The organism is Marivita sp. NO-S04, assembly GCF_059070475.1.
The window spans coordinates 2,172,173-2,195,146 of the sequence record NZ_CM180980.1 but is presented as its reverse complement, the minus strand read 5'-3'; the positions used below and the strand labels follow the sequence as shown (position 1 = coordinate 2,195,146).

18 protein-coding genes, 1 tRNA gene and 5 pseudogenes are annotated in these 22,974 nt (G+C 58.5%); 12 read left to right on the top strand and 12 right to left on the bottom strand.

The features are described 5' to 3' along the window. Positions 1 to 17: 17 nt before the first annotated feature. Together gatB and ACK3EW_RS11370 are read right to left on the bottom strand one after the other, a co-directional pair. Entirely contained in the window at positions 18 to 1,532 is a 1,515-nt protein-coding gene (gene gatB, locus ACK3EW_RS11375) for an Asp-tRNA(Asn)/Glu-tRNA(Gln) amidotransferase subunit GatB (protein WP_493809652.1), read from the bottom strand. A gap of 83 nt (positions 1,533 to 1,615) precedes the next feature. Then, the gene (locus ACK3EW_RS11370) at positions 1,616 to 2,818 is read right to left on the bottom strand and encodes a hypothetical protein (protein WP_493809651.1); all 1,203 of its coding nucleotides are present in this window, start codon (positions 2,816 to 2,818) and stop codon (positions 1,616 to 1,618) included. Positions 2,819 to 3,058: 240 nt separating this feature from the next. On the opposite strand from ACK3EW_RS11370, the gene ACK3EW_RS11365 reads away from it, so the two are divergent. Then, a complete protein-coding gene (locus tag ACK3EW_RS11365) occupies positions 3,059 to 3,778 on the top strand; it encodes a transglycosylase SLT domain-containing protein (protein ID WP_493809724.1) in 720 nt (239 codons plus the stop codon). On the opposite strand, the gene ACK3EW_RS11360 is transcribed toward ACK3EW_RS11365, so the two are convergent. Together ACK3EW_RS11360 and pepN are read right to left on the bottom strand one after the other, a co-directional pair. Continuing rightward, entirely contained in the window at positions 3,775 to 4,635 is an 861-nt protein-coding gene (locus ACK3EW_RS11360; protein ID WP_493809650.1) for a 1-acyl-sn-glycerol-3-phosphate acyltransferase, read from the bottom strand. The two genes, ACK3EW_RS11365 and ACK3EW_RS11360, sit on opposite strands and share 4 nt — an antisense overlap. Positions 4,636 to 4,852: 217 nt before the next feature. Beyond that, positions 4,853 to 7,402: an aminopeptidase N gene (gene pepN, locus ACK3EW_RS11355; RefSeq protein ID WP_493809649.1), complete on the bottom strand. Its 2,550-nt coding sequence runs from the start codon at positions 7,400 to 7,402 to the stop codon at positions 4,853 to 4,855. Positions 7,403 to 7,524: 122 nt separating this feature from the next. Here pepN and ACK3EW_RS11350 point away from each other — a divergent pair, with 122 nt between their 5' ends. The 4 genes from ACK3EW_RS11350 to ACK3EW_RS11335 all read left to right on the top strand — a co-directional run bounded on the left by ACK3EW_RS11350 (position 7,525) and on the right by ACK3EW_RS11335 (position 11,702). Continuing rightward, positions 7,525 to 9,042 carry an FAD-binding domain-containing protein gene (locus ACK3EW_RS11350; RefSeq protein WP_493809648.1) on the top strand — a complete coding sequence of 506 codons (1,518 nt, stop codon included), beginning with the start codon at positions 7,525 to 7,527 and terminating at the stop codon, positions 9,040 to 9,042. Continuing rightward, positions 9,042 to 9,191, top strand: a complete 150-nt coding sequence (locus ACK3EW_RS11345; RefSeq protein WP_493809647.1) for a DUF2256 domain-containing protein — start codon at positions 9,042 to 9,044, stop codon at positions 9,189 to 9,191. Before ACK3EW_RS11350 ends, ACK3EW_RS11345 begins: the two co-directional genes overlap by 1 nt. 147 nt (positions 9,192 to 9,338) lie before the next feature. After that, on the top strand, positions 9,339 to 11,489 hold the full coding sequence (locus ACK3EW_RS11340) for a malate synthase G (RefSeq protein WP_493809646.1): 2,151 nt from the start codon (positions 9,339 to 9,341) through the stop codon (positions 11,487 to 11,489). Between the two features lie 136 nt (positions 11,490 to 11,625). Then, positions 11,626 to 11,702, top strand: a tRNA-Arg gene (locus tag ACK3EW_RS11335). A 116-nt stretch (positions 11,703 to 11,818) separates the two neighbouring features. Here ACK3EW_RS11335 and ACK3EW_RS11330 read toward each other — a convergent pair. The 4 genes from ACK3EW_RS11330 to ACK3EW_RS11315 form a co-directional block, all read right to left on the bottom strand. Beyond that, positions 11,819 to 12,301 carry a hypothetical protein gene (locus ACK3EW_RS11330; RefSeq protein WP_493809645.1) on the bottom strand — a complete coding sequence of 161 codons (483 nt, stop codon included), beginning with the start codon at positions 12,299 to 12,301 and terminating at the stop codon, positions 11,819 to 11,821. Positions 12,302 to 12,460: 159 nt separating this feature from the next. Further along, a complete protein-coding gene (locus ACK3EW_RS11325) occupies positions 12,461 to 13,282 on the bottom strand; it encodes a hypothetical protein (RefSeq protein WP_493809644.1) in 822 nt (273 codons plus the stop codon). Between the two features lies 1 nt (position 13,283). Next, positions 13,284 to 13,646 (bottom strand): restriction endonuclease, encoded by a 363-nt coding sequence (locus ACK3EW_RS11320; protein ID WP_493809643.1) that lies wholly within the window; start codon positions 13,644 to 13,646, stop codon positions 13,284 to 13,286. Positions 13,647 to 13,718: 72 nt separating this feature from the next. Beyond that, a complete protein-coding gene (locus ACK3EW_RS11315; protein WP_493809642.1) occupies positions 13,719 to 14,126 on the bottom strand; it encodes a hypothetical protein in 408 nt (135 codons plus the stop codon). 83 nt (positions 14,127 to 14,209) lie between these two features. Here ACK3EW_RS11315 and ACK3EW_RS11310 point away from each other — a divergent pair. From ACK3EW_RS11310 to ACK3EW_RS11290, 5 genes and pseudogenes are all read left to right on the top strand, one after another. Beyond that, positions 14,210 to 15,194: pseudogene (locus ACK3EW_RS11310) on the top strand (IS3 family transposase); the annotation flags it as partial. A gap of 100 nt (positions 15,195 to 15,294) precedes the next feature. After that, on the top strand, positions 15,295 to 15,675 hold the full coding sequence (tnpA, locus tag ACK3EW_RS11305) for an IS66-like element accessory protein TnpA (protein WP_493806895.1): 381 nt from the start codon (positions 15,295 to 15,297) through the stop codon (positions 15,673 to 15,675). Further along, positions 15,672 to 16,019 carry an IS66 family insertion sequence element accessory protein TnpB gene (gene tnpB / locus ACK3EW_RS11300; RefSeq protein WP_037967155.1) on the top strand — a complete coding sequence of 116 codons (348 nt, stop codon included), beginning with the start codon at positions 15,672 to 15,674 and terminating at the stop codon, positions 16,017 to 16,019. The genes tnpA and tnpB overlap by 4 nt, the downstream gene beginning before the upstream one ends. A 62-nt stretch (positions 16,020 to 16,081) precedes the next feature. After that, on the top strand, positions 16,082 to 17,719 hold the full coding sequence (tnpC, locus tag ACK3EW_RS11295; RefSeq protein WP_493806894.1) for an IS66 family transposase: 1,638 nt from the start codon (positions 16,082 to 16,084) through the stop codon (positions 17,717 to 17,719). Positions 17,720 to 17,742: 23 nt separating this feature from the next. Further along, positions 17,743 to 17,931: pseudogene (locus tag ACK3EW_RS11290) on the top strand (integrase core domain-containing protein); the annotation flags it as partial. A 345-nt stretch (positions 17,932 to 18,276) separates the two neighbouring features. Here the strand turns inward: ACK3EW_RS11290 and ACK3EW_RS11285 are convergent. Next, a pseudogene (locus ACK3EW_RS11285) lies at positions 18,277 to 18,534 on the bottom strand (IS5/IS1182 family transposase); the annotation flags it as partial. A 105-nt stretch (positions 18,535 to 18,639) separates the two neighbouring features. Between ACK3EW_RS11285 and ACK3EW_RS11280 the strand changes: the two are divergent. Continuing rightward, positions 18,640 to 19,887: an IS256 family transposase gene (locus tag ACK3EW_RS11280; protein ID WP_493807118.1), complete on the top strand. Its 1,248-nt coding sequence runs from the start codon at positions 18,640 to 18,642 to the stop codon at positions 19,885 to 19,887. 34 nt (positions 19,888 to 19,921) lie between these two features. Here ACK3EW_RS11280 and ACK3EW_RS11275 read toward each other — a convergent pair. The 3 genes and pseudogenes from ACK3EW_RS11275 to ACK3EW_RS11265 all read right to left on the bottom strand — a co-directional run. Next, positions 19,922 to 20,602: pseudogene (locus ACK3EW_RS11275) on the bottom strand (IS5 family transposase); the annotation flags it as partial. Between the two features lie 85 nt (positions 20,603 to 20,687). Then, positions 20,688 to 20,873, bottom strand: a pseudogene (locus tag ACK3EW_RS11270) (integrase core domain-containing protein); the annotation flags it as partial. Positions 20,874 to 20,985: 112 nt separating this feature from the next. After that, positions 20,986 to 21,915 (bottom strand): LysR family transcriptional regulator, encoded by a 930-nt coding sequence (locus tag ACK3EW_RS11265; protein ID WP_493809641.1) that lies wholly within the window; start codon positions 21,913 to 21,915, stop codon positions 20,986 to 20,988. Between the two features lie 90 nt (positions 21,916 to 22,005). Between ACK3EW_RS11265 and speB the strand changes: the two genes are divergently transcribed. Beyond that, complete coding sequence (gene speB, locus ACK3EW_RS11260) at positions 22,006 to 22,974, top strand: agmatinase (protein ID WP_493809640.1); 969 nt, start codon at positions 22,006 to 22,008, stop codon at positions 22,972 to 22,974.

The window sequence follows — 22,974 nt, the reverse complement described above, 5'->3', positions numbered from 1 at the left end:
CCCATTTTTAGGGCGCTTTACAGCCCCAGCTTCGCCATCACCAACTGGTTGACCGCCGCCGGGTTGGCCTTGCCGCCCGTGGCTTTCATGACCTGACCCACGAACCAGCCTGCAAGCTTCGGATTTTGCTGAGCTTTTTCCACCTGCGCCGGGTTGGCTGCGATGATCTCATCCACTGCTTTTTCAATGGCACCCGTGTCGGTGACCTGCTTCATCCCGCGCGCTTCGACGATCTCTGCCGGGTTGCCGCCTTCGGTATAGACGATCTCGAACAGGTCCTTTGCGATCTTGCCCGAGATGTCACCCTTCTTGATAAGCGCAATGATTCCAGCCAGTTGAGCGGGTGAGACGGGGCTTTCGCCGATATCGTGGTCTTCTTTTTTCAGACGACCGAACAATTCGTTGATCACCCAATTCGCCGCCAGCTTGCCGTCACCACACCCCGCGACCACCTCTTCGAAGTAGCCCGCGTTCGCGGTGTCTGCGGTCAAGACGTCGGCATCATACTCGGACAAGCCGAACTCTTTGACAAAGCGGGCTTTTTTCTCGTCCGGCAGCTCTGGAAGGTTGGCTGCGATATCGTCCACCCAAGCTTGTTCAATCTCAAGCGGCATAAGATCCGGGCAGGGGAAGTAGCGATAATCATGCGCCTCTTCCTTAGACCGCATCGAGCGTGTTTCGTTCTTGTCCGGATCGTAAAGGCGGGTTTCCTGATCAATCGATCCACCCGCTTCCAGAATCCCGATCTGGCGCTTTGCCTCGTAATCAATCGCCATCTGGATGAACCGCATGGAGTTCATGTTCTTGATTTCGCAGCGCGTGCCGAGATGGGAAAAGTCCTGCGTTTCCTGATACTTCTCGTACTGGCCGGGACGGCAAACAGATACGTTCACATCCGCCCGCAGGTTGCCGTTCTGCATGTTTCCGTCGCACGTCCCCAGATACCGCAGGATCTGCCGCAGCTTCACGACATAGGCCGCCGCCTCCTCGGGGCCGCGAATGTCAGGACGGCTGACAATCTCCATCAGCGCCACACCCGTCCGGTTCAGGTCCACGAAAGACATTGCCGGGTCCATGTCGTGGATGGACTTGCCCGCGTCTTGCTCGATGTGGATGCGCTCGATCCGCACCCGTCGCGCGATGCCCGGTTCCATGTCGACGATCACTTCGCCTTCGCCCACGATGGGATGGTAAAGCTGGCTGATCTGGTAGCCCTGCGGCAGGTCCGGGTAGAAATAGTTTTTGCGATCAAACGCGGATGTCAGGTTGATCTGCGCCTTCAGGCCCAACCCTGTGCGCACGGCCTGTTCGACGCAGAATTCGTTGATCACCGGAAGCATCCCCGGCATCGCGGCGTCCACGAAGGCCACGTTCGAGTTCGGCTCTGCGCCAAATTGCGTCGATGCGCCCGAGAACAGCTTGGCCTTGGAGGCTATCTGTGCGTGCACTTCCATCCCGATGACCAGTTCCCAGTCATGCTTGGCGCCGGCAATCACCTTGGGTTTGGGGGCTTCGAAGGTCAGGTCCAGCATGGCAAATCCTCTTGGCGTGAACGCCGCGTGGAATACGCCAGAGGGGGGCAGGGGGCAAGGGGGCCGTGCTGGGTTTCCCGTCTTCAGGCGTCGGGATGCCGGGATGACGTCACAGGTGGTAGCCCGCGCGCGTGGCGATCAAGGGCGGCCATGGCGCGTTGTCGCCCCTTGGCAAGACGGTCCTGATCTTCCAAACGCATGGCCCACACAGCTTTCGCCGCGTACCAGATCCGAGGGTGGATTTCGCGCAGATGCTCGGTCACGATCCAGTGAAAGCAATCGGCGATCTTGGTCCGGGCGATTTGGTTGACACCATTTGGGTCCAGGGCTGTGCCCGTATAGGCAGCAAAGCTATTCACCGTGTGCTGATCGTTGCGCCGCATCAGGATGTCTCGCATGCCTTGGCAAAACAGGTCGGCATCGAGCAACGCAAAGGCTTCGCCATCCACAGTCAGTGCATCGAAATAGGTCCAAGTGTAACCACCTGCACCCCAGACATCGGCGGTTCGTTCCATCGTGCGACGGGCCTCGTGATCAAGCCGTTCATAGCTGCCAAACCAGCGTGGCAGCATATGATTGCCAAGCGCCCGCATGTATTTCGCCACACCGGGGGCAAGGTCGATCAGGTCTTCGTAATCATCGCTGGCACGGCTGCGGGGCTGGGTTTCGGCGGCAAGAAGCGCACATCGGACCGAGGCTAACATGGGCGAATCCAGCTCAAACGCATCATAGTCGTCGATCAGCGTCGCGGCGCGCCGGAAATGGCGGAAGAATGCGGCACGGTGGGCGGCGGGAATATCCTGCCGCCAGCCTTCGCCGCGCCACGCCCAGCCGATATCGACATGTGCCATCGCGACGACATAAGCGACACCGTGGTCCTGATCGGTTTCTTCCAGCACAAGCTGCATGTCGTTCAGGATCGAGGCTGCGGCAAGTTCATCTCCCAGACCGACGGCTCGGCTGGCTGCGGTCACGGCATCGGCGCGTGCGCCCTCGGCTAGAATTTCGGCTTCGGGAACGCCGCCGGGCGTCAACGCGCGAGAGCTGTCGGCAGTGCGAATGCGTTCGCCCAGTGTGGCCCAAGCATCTTGCCGAGCCAGAAACAGCCCTGCTTCGAACAGGGCGTGGTGATGGTCTTCTTCCTGGCTGGAATACCGCACCGGGAGATCGCGTTTCGGCGCCCCACCAAGCGCATCTATGTTGACAGTCCTGCGATGCGGCGCGCTGTCCGACGCCGCGCCACGCGCGATGCGGATCAGGCTGGTCAGGTTGGGCAAAACGGGCATCGGTCAGGCTTTCTCTGGGGCCGGGCAGGGGCCGGACAGGCGACGATCTGAGGATAGGATCACCCAAGAACGTGTCGCAAATCAGGCGGCAAAGGGAATTCGACGGGGAATTCCGGGGGCGCATCGACATGATCTGCGACAGACCGCCGGTTTGTGTTGCGGCTGGCAGAACTTTGCCTGTCTTGGCGTCTGATGGCGGTTTTGGTTGATTTTTGGGGCGAATTAAGAAAAGGCAGTGTGATGCTACGCTGGGGGATCATACGCGTGGCGGTGTTGGTTCTTGGTTTCGCCGGGGCAGTACAAGCCAATCCCGCCATATCTGTTGACATTGCGTCAACCAACGCGCTGACCGTGTCGCTACGACCCGTTGCGCGGAATTATACACCTCTTCCCGACATGCGTTGGAGCCACAGAAGCGAAGCCGACCGCTGGTCGCGCGCCGCTTTGTCTGCGTTGCGCAGCCATGCCAGCGTCCTGCCGCGTGTCGTTCCCAAAGATATCGCAGATTGGTGCCCGGCCTACGTGACCAACGATACTTCGGCCCGCGAGGCGTTCTGGATCGGGCTGCTGTCAACGCTGGCCAAGCACGAAAGCACCTATCGCCCGACCGCTGTCGGTGGTGGCGGCAAATGGTACGGTCTGCTACAAATCCTGCCCGCCACCGCGCGGGGCTATGGCTGCAAGGCCACCTCGCGAGATGCGCTCAAGGGCGCTTCTGGCAATCTGCAATGCGCGCTGCGGATCATGGCTGTCACTGTCCCGCGCGATGGGGTCGTGTCGCGGGGCATGCGGGGTGTGGCCGCGGATTGGGGGCCGTTTCACAGCAGCAGCAAGCGCACAGACATGATGAAATGGACCCGCTCGCAACCCTATTGCGCCGGGTTGTCACGCTCCCTGCGCCCGGTCGCGCGCCCGGTGCGCGCGCCGTGGGAAGGCGTTGTCTCCACCCGCGGAGACTAAGCTCGACGTGCCGGAAAACGCGTTGCATCCAGCAAAGACACGCCTTGTTTTCTTGCTTCGCCAAGTGCCAGCGTCGCACGGCGGAGCAGCGCAATCCCATCTTCCGAGTTCTCGGGCAGCGCTTTAGGCGAAATCGGCTCACCGACCCGGATTTCATAGGGTTGGCGGTCCTTGTTCAGGGTTTCATGGAACAGGGTGATGTCGCGAAGCGTCGGGTGAATCGCGTCAAACAGATAGAACAGTGCAGAATTGCGTGCCTGCAGGTGAATCGGAATCACCGGCAGATCAAACTTGCGCGCCAGCATCGCCGCCGAGGCCATCCACGGCCTCTCGTGCAGACGTGCGCCGCGGCGTTTTGCCAGTCGCCCCGATGGGAAGGTCACGCCCAACCGACCTTCGGTCACCGCCTTGCGGGTAAAAACCATGGTACCCCGCGTCTTGGCGTGGCTGCGCCGTTCCTTGCGCCACTCAACAGGTGCAATCATGTCGGCCATTTGCGGCAGCACCTTCAGAATGTCGTGATTCGCAAAGTAATATGCGTCTTGGCGCACCTGCCGAAGGGCCGAGTGCAGGATGATGCCATCGGCAATCCCGGTCGGATGGTTCGCCACGACAAGCGCCGCCCCATGCCGTGGCAGGTGGCCCAACCCGGACACCGTCACATCCCGGGCCAACATATCGGCCATCACTGTCATGATGTCGCTTGAACTCAGATGTTCGACCGCTTCGCCCAATGAGACCGTTCGGTCATAACCCAAAACCCGGTGCAAAGCTGGCCGCGCCAGTGAGGCTGCCAGTGTCGGGCGAAACAACCAAGGCGCGCGGTCCTGGATCAACGGGTCGATGCGGTCTTTCATGCGGCACCTCCTGACAGAGCAGCGTGACAATGGCATGACAAGCGCAGGACATTCGGCACCGGGAGGCAAGTCATTGTTCCGGAGCATCGTGTAATGCGCGATGTCATGCCACTGCTTTGCAAACGTCGGCAAAGCGCTGCCGGTTCCGCGCGCTGGGTGACATTTTTTGTTGACCACGACTGCGCGGTCTGCAGCTTTGCCATGCCGGAACGCTTGGTCAGCCTAGAATTCGGCTGACCATCTCGTCGGTGTCGCGGCTCAGCTTGGGTTTGTCCTTGATCCGCTGCAATTGCGCACGGATCAGCGCCTGCCGGTCGGCATCATAGCGCTTCCACGTTTGGAAGACCGAACACATGCGCGCTGTGGTTTGCGGGTTTTTGTCGTCCAGTTTGATCAGCCAATCGGCCAGAAAGGCATAGCCAGCACCATCCTTTCGGTGAAACCCGGCATGGTTCATGGCGAATCCGCCCATCACCGCGCGGAACCGGTTTGGATTGCCCATGTCAAAGGCCGGGTGTTCGACCAGTCCTTCGGCCACATCCACCGCAGCGTCTGGTTTTGCCATGCCAACCTGAAGCCCGAACCACTTGTCCATGACCAGTCGGTCCTGTTTCCATTGCTGTTCGAACGCTTTGACCGCCGCATCGCCCTGACCTGCCGAGATAAGCTGGGATAGCGCCGAAAGCTGCAGCGTCATGTTGTCTGCCGTGTCGTATTGTGACTGGGCTTCTGCCCCGCCATCGAGCCGTGTCTGCAAGGCCAGCAAGGCCGATCCCAAGGACCGCTTGCCTGTCTGCTCTGCATCCGGCTTGTAGGGGGCGTCAACCGCAACCGAGGCGCGCAAGTCGGGCAGGAAGTCTTTCCACGCCTCCGCCATATGATCACGCAGGTCGTCGGCCGCCTGCCAGATCGCGTCGGGATCGGGCACAGTGCCCATCTCGAACAAAACCTGCGCCATCTCGGAGTGCGCCGGCAGCGACAACATCAGCGCCCGGAACGCAGGATCAAGTGCGTCGTCCCGGACCACCCGTTCCAATCCGTCAAGCCAAGCGGTATCCGGCCCTGCGCCGTCGCGGATCATTGCAACGAGACAATCGCGGGCAAGGTTGCGGTTCGCCTCCCAGCGGTTGAAGGCATCAGTGTCATGCGCCAGCAGGAATGCCCGCTCCTCGCGGCTCACCTCCCGATCCAATACAATCGGGGCTGAGAACCAGCGCAGGATCGACGGCACTGGTTTGCTGGCAAGACCGTCGAAGGAAAAGCTCTGCTTGGCTTGCGTCATTTCCAAAACGCAGGTCGGCACAACTTCGTCGCCATTCGGGTTCAAAAGCCCCACCGCAATCGGAATGACCTTGGGGTCTTTCACTTCCTGTCCGGGCGTCGGCGGTGTGTGCTGCTTGAAAGTCAGGGTATAGACCCCGTCCTTCCAATCCTCCGCCACTGACACACGCGGGGTGCCGGATTGCGAGTACCACAGTTTGAACTGCGCGAGGTCGCGCCCCGTGGCATCCTCGAAAACACGCAGCCAGTCTTCGATTGTGCAGGCCTGACCATCATGGCGGTCAAAATAGAGATCAAGAGCGTGTGAATAAGCATCATCACCAACCAGCGTTTTGAGCATGCCGATCACTTCGGCGCCCTTTTCATAGATCGTGGCGGTGTAGAAATTGTTAATTTCCTGAAAACTCTCCGGCCGCACAGGGTGGCTTAGCGGGCCTTGATCTTCGGGGAATTGACGCGCGCGCAGGTCGATCACATCGCTGATGCGTTTCACAGGCTCCGACCGCATATCTGCTGTAAATTGCGCGTCGCGAAAGACGGTCAGACCCTCTTTAAGACACAGCTGAAACCAATCACGGCAGGTGATGCGGTTGCCCGTCCAATTGTGGAAATACTCATGCGCGATAATCGCTTCAATTCTCTCAAAATTCATATCGGTCGAGGTTTCGGGCGACGCCAGAACACAGGAGGAATTGAACACGTTCAAACCCTTGTTTTCCATCGCACCCATGTTGAAGTCGTCGACCGCGACGATGTTGAAGATATCGAGATCGTATTCGCGGCCGTAGATCTCTTCGTCCCAAGTCATTGATTTCTTAAGTGCTTCCATCCCAAATGCACATTTGTCTTCGTCACCGGGGCGGACCCAGATGTTCAACTCCACATCCTTGCCGGATAGGGTCGTGAACCTGTCGGGATGGTTCACCAAATCGCCGGCGACCAGCGCAAAGAGATAAGCGGGTTTGGGCCACGGATCGTGCCATTCCGCCCAGCCGTCGCCACTGCCCGTCGGGTTGCCATTGGACAGCTTTACCTTTTCTTCACCCACGATTCGTACAGTGAAGGTGCTCATCACGTCCGGGCGGTCAGGATAGTAGGTGATCTTGCGGAACCCTTCCGCCTCGCATTGGGTGCAGTACATGCCGTTCGACATGTAAAGCCCTTCCAGCGCGGTATTGGTTTGCGGGCTGATTTCGACCTCCGCCTCCCAAATGAACGGCGTGTCCGGCACGGCGCAGCGCAGCCCGTCGTCGGTCACGTCAGGTGATACGTCTTTCCCGTCGATCTTGGCCCAGATCAAGGAAAGCTCTTCGCCATGCAGAAAAAACGTATCGTCCGTTGCATCCGGATTTGGCGCAAAGGCGATCCGGCTGATCACACACGTTGAGGTCGGTGCTAATAGAAAGGTCAGGTATACGCTCTCCACCGCATAGCCGAATGGCGTGTAATCCTTGAGGTAGATCGTTTTGGGTGCGGCGTCTTTCATCGGAAGCTCCGGAACTGTGTCATTGCGGGTTGAGGTAATACCTACGCCGCGTTTTGAAAGAAGGGAAACGGGTTACGCGGACAGGGGTGTTCAAACACGCACCCCCACCTAACTTGCATCGCATGACGACAATTCTGTGGTTTAAACGCGATCTACGAATTCATGACCACCCGGCATTGGCACTGGCCGCGCGGGATGAACAGGTTGTGCCGCTCTACATCGTTGAGCCGGACTACTGGACATTGCCTGACACATCCGGTCGTCAGTACGCATTTTTGCAGGAAAGCCTTGCCGATTTGCAAACCGCGCTGCGCGGTTTGGGCAGCGATCTGGTTATCCAAACTGGTGACGCGGTCGCAGTATTTCAGGAATTGTATCAAACCATTAAATTCGACCATATGGTCAGCCACGAAGAAACCGGCAACGCCTGGACCTTCACCCGCGACAGACGCGTCGGCGCGTGGGCGCGCGGGCAGGGCGTCCGCTGGACGGAACTGCCGCAATCGGGCGTTGTCCGCCGCCTGCACGGCCGCGATGGCTGGGGTGGACAGCGCAATGCATTTGTTGCGCGCGGTCAGGTTGAGGCCCCAAAGGTGTTGCCGCCCTGCAACCTGCCATCGGACCCGGTGCCGACACTTTGCGCATCCGATCCGTGTTTGGACAGACAAACGGGGGGCCGAGACCACGCTCTGTCCCTGCTGGGAGGGTTCCTGGCCGACCGGGGTCAGTCGTATCGCAAAGCGATGTCCTCTCCGCTGGAAGGTGCCATTGCCTGTTCCCGTCTCAGCCCGCATCTGGCGCTGGGCACGATCACCGTCCGTGAGGTGGTTCAAGCCACCGCTGCCCGCCAGCGCGAGGTTAAAGGTGGTGCGCGTGATGGCTGGGCAGGCAGCCTCAAATCGTTTCAATCTCGCCTCGCATGGCGTGATCATTTCATGCAGAAGCTGGAAGATGAACCGGCGCTCGAACACCGTTGCCTGCACCGCGCTTATGAGGGGATGCGCCCGTTGGAGCCGGATCGCAGCTGGCTGAAGGCATGGGAAAATGGCGAAACCGGGTTGCCGTTCCTGGATGCCTGCATGCGGTCGCTGCGCGCCACGGGGTGGCTCAATTTCCGGATGCGCGCGATGGTGGTCAGTGTGGCGAGCTATCACCTTTGGCTTGATTGGCGCAGCACGGGCCAACACCTCGCCCGTATGTTCACCGATTACGAACCGGGCATTCACTGGTCCCAGATGCAGATGCAATCAGGCACAACGGGCATCAACACGCCCCGCATCTACAATCCGATCAAACAGGGCACTGATCAGGATCCGACCGGCGCGTTCACCCGCCGCTGGCTGCCGGAACTGGCGGATGTGCCGAACCAACACCTGCAAATGCCGTGGACCTGGGACGGGGCAGGACAGGTGTTGGGAAAGACCTATCCGGAGCCGATCATCAAGGTGGCCGACGCTGCCCGCAGCGCGCGCGACCGCATCTTTGCGATGCGCCGCAGTGTCGATCGGTCCGAGACCCAGCGCGTGGTTCATAAACATGCCAGCCGCAAGGACAGCGCCGGGCATTTTGTGAATGATCGCGCGCCGCGCCGACCGCGCCGGGCCAAAGCCGACAGCGTGCAGTTGAAGCTGGACCTGTGATGCCCAAGCAACGTAAAAAATCCGACCTCCCGACCAAGGTGTGCGCCACCTGCGGCCTTCCGTTCACATGGCGCAAGAAGTGGGAAAAGGTCTGGGACGAGGTGAAATACTGCTCGGATCGGTGCCGGAGGTCCAAGGGCAAGGTTTGAGTTTCACGGTAACCCGAATAGGTCTGTCCGATTTTTAAGAAATCCCGAATGCACTATTTTTGGTCAGTTAACCTGACCAAACCAGTTGCGGATCGGAAACTTTCTTTCTAATTGAGTACCGCCGTATACAGCGAGGGGATAACAGCCATGGGAACGCGCATCGACCGCCACGGATTGCAGATCGACCAGACGCTTTTTAACTTCATCGAAGGGCAGGCATTGCCTGGCACCAGTGTCGAGTCCGATGCGTTTTGGACTGCGCTGTCGACGCTGGCGCATGAGTTCGGCCCGAAAAACGCAGCGCTGCTCAAGACACGCGAAGATCTGCAGACCCAGATCGACGAATGGCACATCCGCCACCGCAACCAGCCGCATGATCACGAAGCCTACAAGGCCTTCCTGACCGAGATCGGTTACCTGCTTGACGAAGGTGATGATTTCGAGATCGAAACCGCCAATACCGACCCAGAGATCGCCAGCGTTCCCGGTCCACAGCTTGTCGTACCGATCACAAATGCACGCTACGCACTGAACGCAGCCAACGCCCGCTGGGGCAGCCTGTATGATGGGTTCTACGGCACGGACGCCATGGGCACATCCGCGCCCAAGGGCGGCTATGACAAGGGTCGGGGTGCCCGGGTCGTCGCACGTGCTCGCGTGTTCTTGGATGAGGCCTTTCCGATCGACGGTGGCAGCCATGCGGATGTGCGCCGCTACTATGTTCACAATGGCGCGCTGTTGATCGACGATATGCCGCTCGCGCAGCCTGAGAAGTTCATCGGCTACACGGGCCATCCGAAAGCGCCTGACGCGGTTCTGCTGCGCAACAACGGGCTGCATGTCGAACTGGTCTTCGACCGGACCCATTTCATTGGCAGCCGCGATCAGGCGGGCCTTGCGGATGTCCGTCTGGAAAGCGCCATCAGCGCGATCATGGACTGCGAAGACTCGGTCGCCTGTGTCGATGCCGAGGACAAGACGCTCGCCTACGCCAACTGGCTTGGCCTGATGAAGGGCGACCTGAAAGACAGTTTTGAGAAGGGTGGCAAGACCGTCACGCGGGCGCTGAACGCGGACCGTGTCTATTCCGCGCCGGACGGAAAAAGTGAGGTGACGATCAAGGGTCGCGCGCTGATGCTGGTGCGCAATGTGGGCCACCTGATGACCAACCCGGCGATCCTGCTCAAAGACGGATCCGAGATCTTTGAGGGTCTGATGGATGCAATGATCACCGCGCTCATCGCCAAGCATGATTTGGGCAAGACCGAAGGCTTGCGCAATTCCCATTACGGCTCGGTCTACGTGGTGAAGCCCAAAATGCACGGCCCCGAAGAGGTGGCTTTTGCGGACGAGACCTTCACTTTTGTCGAACAAGCGCTGGGCCTGCCGCAGAACACCGTCAAGCTGGGCATCATGGACGAAGAGCGTCGCACATCGGTGAACCTCAAGCAGTGCATCCGCGCAGCTAAGCACCGGGTTGCCTTTATCAACACAGGTTTCCTTGACCGGACCGGCGACGAAATTCACACCTCAATGGAAGCGGGCCCCTTCAGCCGCAAGGATTTCATCAAGCGCAAGGCCTGGATCGGCGGGTATGAGAACCGCAATGTGGATATCGGTCTGGAGTGCGGCCTGTCCGGCAAGGCGCAGATCGGCAAAGGCATGTGGGCCATGCCCGACATGATGGCCGCGATGCTGGAACAAAAGATCGAACACCCGAAATCGGGCGCCAATTGTGCGTGGGTTCCGTCGCCCACAGCCGCGACGCTGCACGCGCTGCACTATCACAAAGTCGATGTGTTCGCCGTACAGGCCAAGCTGCGTAAGGGTGGACGCCGGGCGCATGTGGACACGATCCTCGATATCCCGTTGGCTGCGTTCCAGAAATGGTCGAAAGAGCAGATCACCCGCGAGGTCGAGAACAACGCCCAAGGCATCCTTGGCTACGTGGTACGCTGGGTAGATCAAGGTGTGGGGTGCTCAAAGGTGCCGGACATCAATAACGTGGGACTTATGGAAGACCGCGCCACCTGCCGGATCAGCGCCCAGCACATTGCCAATTGGCTGCACCATGGCGTGATGTCAAAGGACGATGTGATGGAAATCCTACAACGCATGGCGGCTGTCGTGGACAGCCAGAACGCGGGTGATCCAGCCTACAAGCCGATGGCGCCGGGGTTCGAGACCATCGCCTTCAAAGCCGCCTGCGATCTGGTCTTTGAAGGCCGCGTGCAGCCGTCTGGCTATACCGAACCGGTGCTGCACAAGCGCCGTCTGGAACTGAAAGCCGCAGGCTGAAGCGGCGCGTTTCGGTCAACCGAAACGGACGATGCGTTGACGCATCGTCGCCCTAGGAAACCCGCCGCAAGAAACCGGGGCGCAGTGCAAGATTTGCATTTGCGCCCCCAAAGCCTTCTGCGTATAGAGGCGTCAGGCACCCGTAGCTCAGCTGGATAGAGCGCTGCCCTCCGAAGGCAGAGGCCAGAGGTTCGAATCCTCTCGGGTGCGCCATTATTTTCAATTGCTTAGAAATCTTGTTCGGCTTTGCGCAGTGGCGCAGGAAGCACATAGGAAGCACGGCGTAGGTAATCTGCGGTCATTTTCGGTCGAATCCTAACCCATGTTTCCTAGGCTAGCAGTTCGGGCATGATCGACTTCATGCTTAATTGAAACTCACCCTGTCGTCCGTTCCGGGGAAAGGGGACCACGTGCAAAGTGGAGGTTGTTCCCGACGCTGCAATCGCCGCATCGACCGATGCCGCCATACCTTTCATGAAGGCCAAAACTAGCGGCGCGTCGTAGTCCCTCAATCGCTTTGCCAGTGGGGCAATGCTGGTGGCATGGATCGCCTGTCGCTCGGACCGGGAAAGCCAATTCACCGGTTCCCGCACCAGATCATCCAGATAGAAGCCTGCTTGTTTGAAGGCATCGACAAAAGACGGGCTGTCTCCGATGTGTGGCGCGAGGGCTTGGCGAAACTGCCCGTGAACCTGACCGGTCTGCTTGTAGAAGAACGCGCCCCCGGCAGGCGCGCTTTCTCCGACGAAAAGCACCCTGATCTTCGCGGGCCGATAACTTGCCCTCAATGGCTCGACGTCTTCGTAGGTCATCTGCTGCCGTTCCGCCCCCTAAGATAGATAGAGATAGGTATACCTGTAAGAGAGCTTGTTTTCCCCGGAGCCGCCTTCGCGCCCTTCACACGCGCGGCGGAGGTGGCTTCGAAGGAAACAAGCGGTTTTTCTTGGTGAGCAAGAGTGCAGGGTCCGTTCTCAGTCGTATATGCCAAAGTCCAAGTCTTTGATCGTTTTTTTGGGGTCGATCTCTTTTATCTCACAGAACTGAATTAATTCGAACCAAGGGTTCCCGTCTGGGGCCCGAGGCCAAAACTCTACGACATATCGACCATCGCCCCATTTATCATCAATATCTGCAAGGCCGTGGTGCTCTAAGACCCGCATGGCCTCCTTCAGTTCGTTCGGTGTCATGTTGAAAGCTGACACTACGTCCTCGGCGGGCAGCTCCTCGACATTCTTTCGGTACATTCTCTGTGCGAGTTTTAAAGCGAAGTCGCGCTCCGGGAATGGCGTTTCTACAAGCTTCTCAATAAAGGCGCGTACACCGGCAATTTCTTCCTCAGCGTCAGCCAACTCGGAAGCTTTGAAAGCATCGGCCAGCGCGTGAAGACTTGAAGGAAACTTCGGCTCAACTGTCCTCGTGCTATCCGAATAGCGTGAAACAAATTTTTCCTCTGCTTTGAGGAAAATTGCCTCGCGGTCTGCCTTAATTTTTCTGAGCATCGCCGGTAAGAAGTCAGCTTCGTTATCCTTGTCATCGATCTCGTCATGGCAATTTCCACAGACGATAAACAGGTTCAAAATATCTCTTCTGTCTTCGTCGGTCATGGTCTTGTCGAACCGGGCACCCCCTAGCTTTGCCGCATGGATATGTGCAATCTTGCCAAACATCGTACCCTTTTTGGTGACCAAGGCGTTGTCACAATCTGGCATTGCGCAGAGATTTCCGCTGTAGGCAAACAGCTTCTTTAAAACGCTCTGCTTGATCGGTAGCCGTTCGATATCTTCCTTAGACATTCTACACACCACCGTCCGGCAGTTGACTGGTTTGCGTTACGACTTTGTAGTTCCCACCAAGCGCGTCACCAAAATGCTTACGGCCACAGATTATCTTTCGTTTCTCATCGGGTCGCAGATCGTTCAAGTCGATTGACCCTTTGGTTTCTCGGACCAAATAAAGCCGTTCTTCATCGTTCTCTGGATCATCCATGACGATTGCCCAATCTGGATTGTAGCGCCCAATAGGCGTGTCGATGGTGAACCAGTCTGGCAGCTTGATGTAGAGTTTAACGTTCACCATTTTCTCTAGGCTTTCGGCAAACGGTTTCTCGATGGTTGGGGAGTCCCATTTCACTCCATCGTAGAGATGCGTTCCGCCCACACCTGCGATCTCGTCGCTGGGTACGAGATAGTCTTCCCAAGTCTGAATTTCCTCAGCGAACTGGGTCTGTTCTTACCAAGTGCCATCTTTCTCGTACTTGATCCCGTTGACCATTTGGTCCGCAAGTTTGGCTTTAAGGATATTGACGGCGGTGACCGCAAATTCGTGTGGGTTCTCGGTGGCTTCGCCGCGCTTGGTAGTCTTCTGGAACACTTCTAGCAGGGTGCGCCGCGACAAACGCATGGGAGGCGAAGTATTCTCCATCAGGCTTTCCATCACCTCTATCAAGTTCGGGAGAGGATAACGGCCAGCAAGGTCTACTGCGGTCTTTGCGCCACTCAAGACGATTGGTTCGAAGAAGTCTTCGGCTTCATCGACGCGAATGTTGGCCTTGGAAACCGTGATACGGGGTTTACTGATGGTCGCCTCGTCCAGCTCCGCGACGGTGTCCGAAACCAGCTTCGCGGTATCGATTTGCACGGAATACCGGGTCCACCTGGAATAGCCCCCTGAAAGTGGTCGACCAACTGGGATAGATTTGTCCCTCAATTGGAGGATCAGCGATGGCTGGAAAACGAGATAAACCCGAAGAGATTGTATCGAAGCTTCGGCAGGTTGAAGTTCTGCAAGGACAAGGCGCGACGATAGCTGAGGCTGTGCGCCAGATCGGCGTGACGCAGCAGACGTACTAGTGATGGCGGAAGCTCTATGGTGGGATGCAGCGACCTCAACTCGCTCGTCTGAAGGAGCTGGAGAAGGAGAACCAGCGATTGCGGCGAGCGGTCTCCGATCTCACGCTGGACAAGCTGATCCTGACCGAGGCAGCAAAGGGAAACTTCATTCGACCATTGTCCTCGGACCAATGGTGGACAATGGTCTCATCCTTCACGTCGCCGCACATGCATCGACCATGTACGGCAGGAACTTGGCGTATCCGAGCGCCGCGCCTGCCGTACACTTGGTCAGCACCGGTCCACGCAGCGCAAGGCTCCGCAGGGTCGAGCCGATGAAGAACGGCTGACCGACGATATCATCGAGTTGGCCGACCAGTACGGCCGCTATGGATATCGCATGGTGACGGGTCTGCTGAACAACGCGGGCTGGCATGTGAACCACAAACGCGTGGAGCGGATATGGCGACGTGAAGGGCTAAAGGTTCCTCAAAAACAGAAGAAAAAGGGACGGCTCTGGCTGAATGACGGATCTTGCATGCGTCTACGACCCGAGCGCCCGAACCACGTTTGGTCCTATGACTTCGTCCAGGATCGCACGGCGGATGGCCGGGTCTATCGGACGCTGAACATCATCGACAAATACACTAGGGAGGCACTGATGATCCGCGTCGATCGCAAGCTTAACTCAACCGATGTGCTGGACGCGTTGACCGATCTGTTCATCCTGCGTGGCCCACCAGAATACATAAGATCCGAAAATGGCCCGGAATTTATCGCTCAGAAGGTACGGGACTGGATCGCAGCGGTTGGTGCCAAGACCGCTTATATCGAACCGGGTTCACCCTGGGAAAACGGCTACTGCGAAAGCTTCAACGGTAACCGCGCCATTGGCACCGCCTGCCTGAGGTTGGTGCGGTGATCTAAGACACGTGTTTAACTACGTCGTTAGCGACGTGTCTTATGCGGGGTCCCTGATGCGTGGTGAAATTCTTGGGATGGAGCGGCGGCGCTTCTGGCGTGATGAGGACAAGCTCGAGATCATCATGTCGGTCGGGGTTGGTGGCACAACGGTGACGCAGGTGGCGCAGCGCCATGAAGTGACGCGGCAGCAGATTTACGCTTGGCGGCACGACCTGAAGAAGAAGGGTCTGTGGTCGCCGGAGGCCGGGGCGCTTTTCTACCCTTTGGATATGCCAGTGGCGGCTGGAGTGCCGACAGCGCAGGATACGGCCGCTGAAACGTCGCCACCGGTTGCGGTTGAATTGCGTTTGCGTGGCGGCCGTAGTTTACATTTTGAAAGCACGATTGATCCGACTGCACTGTCGGTGCTGATCCGCGCGGTGGACGCCGCATGATCGGTCCCGGCACTGGTGTGCGTGTGTATCTGGCGTGTGGTGTCACGGATATGCGAAAGGGAATCGCGGGGCTGGCCGCTTTGGCGCAGGATGTGTTGCGTCAGAAACCAGCCAATGGTGCGGTATTTGCGTTTCGTGGGCGACGCGGGGATCGTATCAAGCTTCTGTTCTGGGATGGCCAGGGGTTTTGTCTCTACTACAAAGTCTTGGAGCGTGGCCGCTTCCCCTGGCCGAATGCTGCGGATGGGTCGATGCGGCTAACATCAGCACAGCTCGCGATGCTGTGGGAGGGGATCGACTGGAGACGTCCGGATTGGGGCGCTCCGCCAGCGCGCGTGGGGTAATTCTGCGCACGAATTATCGTTATTTATATGGCGCTTGAGCCTGTTTTTTGGTAGTCAAGCGCATGTCTGAACCTGCTGAAAACCTGCCTGATGATCCCGCTGAATTGCGCGCTATGATCGCTGCTCTACAGGCTGAAAACCTGCGGATCGCGGCAGAGAACGCCAAGATATCGGCCACGCTACGGGTTCACGACCAGCTGGTGCAAGCCCTGCGCCTACGGATCGCCAAGCTTCAGAAACTGGCCTTCAGCAAATCCTCGGAAAAGATTGAGCGCGAGATCGAACAGCTGGAACTGGCGCTTGAAGACCTGCTGGTTGCCGTGGCCGAAGACGATGAAGCGCCAATCGACGAAGGGCCGGATGAGCCATCAGCGGAAGCTGCCGATGCGCCCACTTTGCGCCGCAAGCCACGTGTCTCGGATGCGACCCCGCGCGAACGCCGTGAACTGGACCCCGGTGCCTGCTGCCCCGACTGTGGCGGCGATCTGCGTGTGGTGGGTGAGGATGTCAGCGAACTGCTGGACATGATCGCCGCTCAGATGAAGGTGATCCAGATTGCCCGGATCAAGAAATCCTGCCGCCGGTGTGAGCGGATGGTGCAGGAACCAGCACCCAGCCGTCCGATCCCCGGCAGTATTGCAGGGCCGAACTTGCTGGCCCATGTGCTGGTCTCGAAGTTCGACGACCACCTTCCGTTATATCGCCAGCACGAGATCTTCGCCCGCATGGGAGCAGACATTCCCGAAAGCACGCTTGTTGGCTGGTGCGGGCGAGCCATGAAGACCTTACAGCCGCTCATTGTACGGATCGAGGCGGACATCATGGCCAGCGACCTGCTGCATGCGGACGACACCCCCATCCGGGTGCTTGATCGCAGCATGCGCAACAGAGGGCTTGGCAAGGGTGTCAAGCAGGGCCGGATCTGGGCCTATGTGCGTGATCAGCGACCCTGGGCCGGGGCATCACCACCGGGTGCTGTCTATCGCTTTGCGCCAGACTGGAAGGAAGAGCACGTCCTCAGTCATCTGTCCGCAGCGCAGGGCATTCTTCAGGCCGACGGCTACAAAGGGTATGCCAAGCTTTACGCGCCAGAGCCTGACGGCACAGCCCGTTTGCGGGAGGCCGCCTGTTGGGCGCATCTGCGGCGCGACTTCCATGACTTTTGGACCTCAACCAAATCCGAGATCGCTCGCGAGGCGCTCGACCGGATCGGAAAATTCTACGACATCGAGCGCGATATCAACGGTCAGCCCGCCAACGTCCGCTATGCGGCACGTCAAAAACTTACCAAGCCCAAGGTCGAGGCTTTCTTTGCTTGGTCTGAACAGCAGCTTCTGCGCATCCCCGGCAAAAGCGATCTAGCCAAGGCGTTCCGCTATGGCCTCGCGCGGAAGGAGGCCTTCAGCCTGTTCCTGAACGACGGGCGTGTGGCCATCGACAACAATCCGGCCGAACGCGCCCTGCGCCCGATTGGAATAGGACGTAAAAACTGGCTCTTCGCGGGCGCAGATACCGGCGCGGAAACCCTCGCGCGCGCGATGACGGTCATTGAAACGGCCAAGCTGAACGGTCTTGACCCGCTGGCCTATCTTGCTGACATCCTCGACCGCATCCACGATCACAAGATCAACCGGCTTGATGAATTGCTGCCTTGGAACTGGGCGCCGATCGCATCCGTGAAGAACAGTCAAGCCGCGTAAGCTGCGGTATCAATGGCGTGGTTACCTTCAACGGCAGGTTCCGCGACGAGTTGTTAAATGGTGAAATCTTCTACAGCTTGAAGGAAGCCCAAATCCTGATCGAGCAATGGCGCATCCACTACAACACGGTCAGGCCGCACAGCGCATTAGGATATCGGCCGCCAACGCCGGAAAGCATCGTCCCGATAGACCTCAGGCCAACGATGCACTAACATTTAAACCGGACCACCCGATGGGGGCACGCCATACCCAACCGAAACACCGTCGACATCGGTTATCGAGTTCTATTGCCCGGTGCTACCGTCGAGCTTCAAGCCTAGCGTTCTGGCCTGTAGCGTTTTGGATGCGTCAGTTTTATCTTAGTCATTGCTTTCATTTGCTATTTTCGCAACTACTCGATGAATTGATTTCGTCAGTCTAGGTGTCCTATCCCAATAGGTAATATGGCTGTTTCTTGAAAAGCTCCGCTTTGAGTTTGTGCCAGTCCTTTATCGCCTGCAAGGGGCGTTGTTGCATTACCCCGGCCTGAGGCGTGACGTCCCCTTACCCCGCTGACGTTATGCCACGCGGACGATCTCGGCGGTGCCGAGGGCGTTGAAGCGGTTCATGAGGGCGATGCGGATGTGGATTTCGGCGGTCTGTCGGTCGGGGTCTCTTGCCATGATACGCTCGCCGAAGGATTTCAGGCAGCGCATCTTCGCCTCGATCCGGTTGCGGGCGTGGTATCCGGTCCAGCGTTTCCAGAACGCCCGCCCGTAGTATCGCGTCGCGCGCAGGGTGTCGTTGCGGGCGCGTGCAGCCGGGCAGTCTTCTTTCCGAGTTATGGCTGAATCTGGTGTCTGGGCGGTTTGAATGACGGCGGTGCATCTGGTTGGTTTGTTGTTGCGACACAAGCCACCATCCAAAGGAGCACCACCATCATGGACGACGCTACCATCATCGATTTTGCGGGTCGAGACGCCATCACGGACCCGCTGACAGACCTTCTGCGAAAAGGAGCCCGGGAATTGCTTCAGGCCGCTGTTGAAGCTGAGAGAGACGCCTTTCTCGCCGCGTTTGCTGAACGCCGGACAGCAGAAGGCCGTGCTGCGGTTGTTCGCAGCGGATATCATCCAGAGCGCGCGGTGCAGACCGGGATCGGACCGGTCACGGTGAAAGTGCCGAAGGTACGGGCGAAGGACGGCAAGCCCGTGACATTCCGCTCGGCGCTTGTGCCGCCCTACGTCCGAAAGGCCAAAACTATCGAAGCCGCGCTGCCCTGGCTCTATCTCAAGGGTATCTCGACAGGCGAAATGGGCGCGGCTCTGAAGATGCTCTTGGGCCCGGAGGCAACCGGTTTCTCTGCCAAGACAATTTCACGTTTGAAAGGCCAGTGGGCGGCGGAATACAATGATTGGCGCAAGGCCGATCTGAGCCGTGACGAGTGGGTCTATATCTGGGCGGACGGCATCTACAGCGGGCTCCGTGACACTGATGATCGGCTCTGCGTGCTCGTTGTGATCGGGGTCAACGCCCGTGGCGAGAAGCACTTTCTGGCCATTGAAGATGGCGTCCGGGAAAGCACGCAAAGCTGGCGCGAGGTGCTTCTCGGCCTCAAAGCCCGTGGGCTCGCTGCTCCGAAGCTGGCCACCGGTGACGGGGCCATGGGGTTCTGGGCGGCATTGGAAGAGGTTCTTCCAACCACGCGCCAACAGCGCTGCTGGATGCATAAAACGGGCAATGTGCTCAATTACCTCCCCAAGCGCACCCAGCCCAAGGCTAAGAAGATGCTTCACGACATCTGGCAGGCCGAGACCCGCGAGGATGCCCATGCTGCGTTCGATCTGTTCATCGAAACCTTCGAGGCGAAATATCCGAAGGCGACCGAATGCCTGATCAAGGATCGGGATGAACTGCTGACATTCTACGACTTCCCAGCCCAGCATTGGCAGAGCATCCGGACGTCAAACCCGATCGAAAGCGCGTTCGCCACGATCCGGCACCGGACCAAGCGCACCAAAGGCTGTCTCAGCCGGGACGGCATGCTTCACATGATGTTCAAACTCGGACAATGCGCTGAGCAAAGCTGGCGCAAGCTGCGCGGCTTCGTTCATCTCGCCGACGTCATCCAGGGCGTCGATTTCGTCAACGGCATCAAGCCAATAAACCAGCAGCTAACCGCCGCATGATGATCGCTTGGGCACCAGATTTGACAATAACTCCTTCTTTCCAGAGACGTCCGTTCTTTCGGATCGGGATGATCGGAACGGCGTCGCGTTCGATGATGGCCTTGTGGCAGCGGCGTGTGTCGTAGGCGCCGTCGGCGGTGACCGTGCCTATCTGCTCACCTGCCGGGATCTGGCCGAGCAGGTCGGGCAGCACGGGGCTGTCGCCGTCGCGGCTGGGGGTGAACTCGACTGCCCGGATGTCCGAGGTGGTGGTGTCCATGGCCAGATGGACTTTGCGCCATTGGCGTCGGCCTTGCACCCCGTGCTTGCGGGCCTGCCATTCGCCATCGCCGAGGAACTTGATCCCGGTGCTGTCGACCAGCAGGTTCAGCGGGCCGTCCGCACGGCGATACGGGACCTGGACGGCCAAGGTCTTTTGCCTGCGGCACAGCGTGGAAAAGTCCGGCACGGGCCAGTCCAGGCCGGCCAGTCGCAGCAGGCTGGCCACCATTCCGGCGGTCTGGCGCAACGGCAACTTGAACAGGACTTTGATCGATAAGCAGAACTGTATGGCCGCATCGGAAAACACCGCCGGACGTCCGGGTCGACTGTCACGCGGCGCGCGCCAGGTCATGTCCTTGTCGACCCAGATGAGCAGAGACCCCCGCTTCCTGAGTGACGCGTTGTAGCTGGACCAGTTCGTCGTGCGATAGCGGGCGGGAGATGGCTTGCTCATGCACCGCGTCTAACGCCATGGATTCGCGAAGTGAATCCTTCGTCGTCAGACTTTTGCAACAATGCCCCTGCAAGGGCGCCTTGCCGCATAAGGCTGATTGCTGGAGCAGCTGGTTATAGAGCCAGACGTAGCAATGTAACGTTGTCTCAAGCTCTTCACCTGATCGGAAGTGATGGCTTTCCAAAAACTTTTTGAACCGGGGGGTGAACCGCTCAACCAAGCCGTTGGTCTGCAGTGACTTCGGCGGAGTTAGTTGGTGCTCAGAATCCAGAGCGGAGCAAAGTTTCTCAAACTCATGAACCGGGCCCAGTTCTTAGCCGAAACCCACGATTGGTGTTATCACAGTCGGAGATTGTCGAAGGATCGATCGTTGGTCGGTGCTGTCAGCCTGTTTTGTCGATTTCATTCAAGTTCAAGCAGTTCTCGATGACCTGCTGCATAAAATGAACCGCCCCGCGGTTGCGATGTGATTTATGAGAGCAGATGAAGAAGTCATTGTGAAACCCCGCGTTTACAGAACTCAAGGCCCGTAATTTCCCATCGCGGATATGAGGCTCTGCATAATGATCCGGCAAGTACCCAAGAAACGCGCCGGAAAAGATCATTAGCGCGGTGCTCTCCATATAGGACACTTCTGACTGCTTTAGCAGGCTCAGCCCGGCATGTGCGGGCGTGCCCTCGTAGCTGCGCCCGACAAAAGGGTAATGCGACAGCATCTCGAGCGTGATCTGCCGGTCCTCCAGATCGAACAGCGCGTGGCCCCTGCCGCAATAAAGCTGTTGGAATTCGCGAAACACAAGATGCGATTCAATGGGCGCGGCGGGTGCTGACGTCGGCGTCAGGATCACATGGAAACGACCCGTCAGCAGCCCCTGAAGCAGTTCCTGCGGCGAAGCCACATGCAGGTTGATCCGGGCCTGCGGGGCTGTCCTGACAAAACTGCCGATGGCTTTGGCCAGGGGAACCTGTTCGTTGGTGTGCAGCGCGTCCACTGCACCGAATTCTACCACACCGGTGATCGTCGCTTTGGCGGCACCAACGGCGCTGTGGAACGTCTGGATCGAACCGAATAGATTCAGCATCGCCGCATGAACGGTCTTGCCCTGCTCGGTCAGTCGAAAGCCGCCCCGCCCGCGATGACATAGCTTTACACCAAGCCGTTGTTCCAGAGCGGAAATATGGTTCGAGACTGTGGAAACAGTCAGCCCCAGCTCATCCTGCGCAGCCGAGAAGCCGCCATGGCGCACGACGCTTTGAAACACCCGGAGCAACCGCAGGTCCACATCCTGCAAGGATTGAAAAGCCGCCTTCATTACTTTGATATATCTCAAAGTAAATTTTCAAACAATGATCATTATCGAAGAATATTTTCCGCATAGCCTTTCCCAAAACAGGGAAAAGCCATGTCGACCAAGACCACCAACAGCTATGAATCGGGCCGCCTGAACCTGCCTTTCGTGGGCATCTGTACCTTTGGCAAATTCCCCTATGTCAGTGACTGGGACGCCATCGATGCCGATGTCGCCGTCATGGGCGCGCCTTATGATTTTGGCTGCCAGTGGCGATCCGGTGCGCGGATGGGGCCAAGGGCCGTGCGCGAGGCCTCGACGCTGTTCGCCTTTGGCCACGCGGGCGCCTATGACCACGAGGACGATGTCACCTACCTTGAGGCCGACAAGACCCGGATCGTGGATATTGGCGACGCGGACATCGTGCATACGGACACGACGCAAAGCCACGCCAATATCGAATTCGGCGTGCGCAAGATCCTTGCGGCGGGGGCCTTGCCGGTGGTGATTGGCGGTGATCATTCGATCAACATCCCCTGCATCAACGCTTTTGATGATCAGGGCGATATCCATGTGGTCCAGATCGACGCCCATCTGGATTTTGTCGATGAACGCCATGGCGTACGTTTCGGCCACGGCAATCCGATGCGCCGCGCCGCCGAGAAACCCTATGTCACTGGCCTGAGCCAGATCGGCATCCGCAACGTGTCATCAACCGCAAAGGAAGGTTATGTTGATGCGCGGGCCATGGGATCTGACATCCAGTCGGTGCGGCAGGTGCGCGCGATGGGCGTCGAGGGCATGCTGGCGCGCATTCCCAAGGGTAAGCGCTATTACCTGACCATTGATATTGACGCATTTGATCCCTCAATCGCCCCCGGCACCGGCACTCCCAGCCACGGCGGGTTCATGTATTACGAGGTGCTGGAGCTGATCGCGGGGTTGGCCAAGCGGGGCAAGATCGTCGGGGTCGATCTGGTCGAAGTGGCGCCGGATTATGATCCAACCAGTTCAACCAGCACGCTGGCTGCGCAGCTCTTGATGAACCTGATCGGGCGCATCCTGCATGCGCGTGAAGGGTAA

What these genes read in the sequence shown, in the direction of transcription:
- tnpA (WP_493806895.1), top strand. Translation starts at nt 15,295, where the DNA reads ATGCGTGGTGAAATTCTTGGGATGGAGCGGCGGCGCTTCTGGCGTGAT.
- ACK3EW_RS11350 (WP_493809648.1), top strand. Translation starts at nt 7,525, where the DNA reads ATGACGACAATTCTGTGGTTTAAACGCGATCTACGAATTCATGACCAC.
- ACK3EW_RS11340 (WP_493809646.1), top strand. Translation starts at nt 9,339, where the DNA reads ATGGGAACGCGCATCGACCGCCACGGATTGCAGATCGACCAGACGCTT.
- ACK3EW_RS11360 (WP_493809650.1), bottom strand. Translation starts at nt 4,635, where the DNA reads ATGAAAGACCGCATCGACCCGTTGATCCAGGACCGCGCGCCTTGGTTG.
- ACK3EW_RS11325 (WP_493809644.1), bottom strand. Translation starts at nt 13,282, where the DNA reads ATGTCTAAGGAAGATATCGAACGGCTACCGATCAAGCAGAGCGTTTTA.
- gatB (WP_493809652.1), bottom strand. Translation starts at nt 1,532, where the DNA reads ATGCTGGACCTGACCTTCGAAGCCCCCAAACCCAAGGTGATTGCCGGC.
- ACK3EW_RS11330 (WP_493809645.1), bottom strand. Translation starts at nt 12,301, where the DNA reads ATGACCTACGAAGACGTCGAGCCATTGAGGGCAAGTTATCGGCCCGCG.
- ACK3EW_RS11365 (WP_493809724.1), top strand. Translation starts at nt 3,059, where the DNA reads ATGCTACGCTGGGGGATCATACGCGTGGCGGTGTTGGTTCTTGGTTTC.
- ACK3EW_RS11265 (WP_493809641.1), bottom strand. Translation starts at nt 21,915, where the DNA reads ATGAAGGCGGCTTTTCAATCCTTGCAGGATGTGGACCTGCGGTTGCTC.
- speB (WP_493809640.1), top strand. Translation starts at nt 22,006, where the DNA reads ATGTCGACCAAGACCACCAACAGCTATGAATCGGGCCGCCTGAACCTG.
- pepN (WP_493809649.1), bottom strand. Translation starts at nt 7,402, where the DNA reads ATGAAAGACGCCGCACCCAAAACGATCTACCTCAAGGATTACACGCCA.
- tnpB (WP_037967155.1), top strand. Translation starts at nt 15,672, where the DNA reads ATGATCGGTCCCGGCACTGGTGTGCGTGTGTATCTGGCGTGTGGTGTC.
- ACK3EW_RS11345 (WP_493809647.1), top strand. Translation starts at nt 9,042, where the DNA reads ATGCCCAAGCAACGTAAAAAATCCGACCTCCCGACCAAGGTGTGCGCC.
- tnpC (WP_493806894.1), top strand. Translation starts at nt 16,082, where the DNA reads ATGTCTGAACCTGCTGAAAACCTGCCTGATGATCCCGCTGAATTGCGC.
- ACK3EW_RS11280 (WP_493807118.1), top strand. Translation starts at nt 18,640, where the DNA reads ATGGACGACGCTACCATCATCGATTTTGCGGGTCGAGACGCCATCACG.
- ACK3EW_RS11370 (WP_493809651.1), bottom strand. Translation starts at nt 2,818, where the DNA reads ATGCCCGTTTTGCCCAACCTGACCAGCCTGATCCGCATCGCGCGTGGC.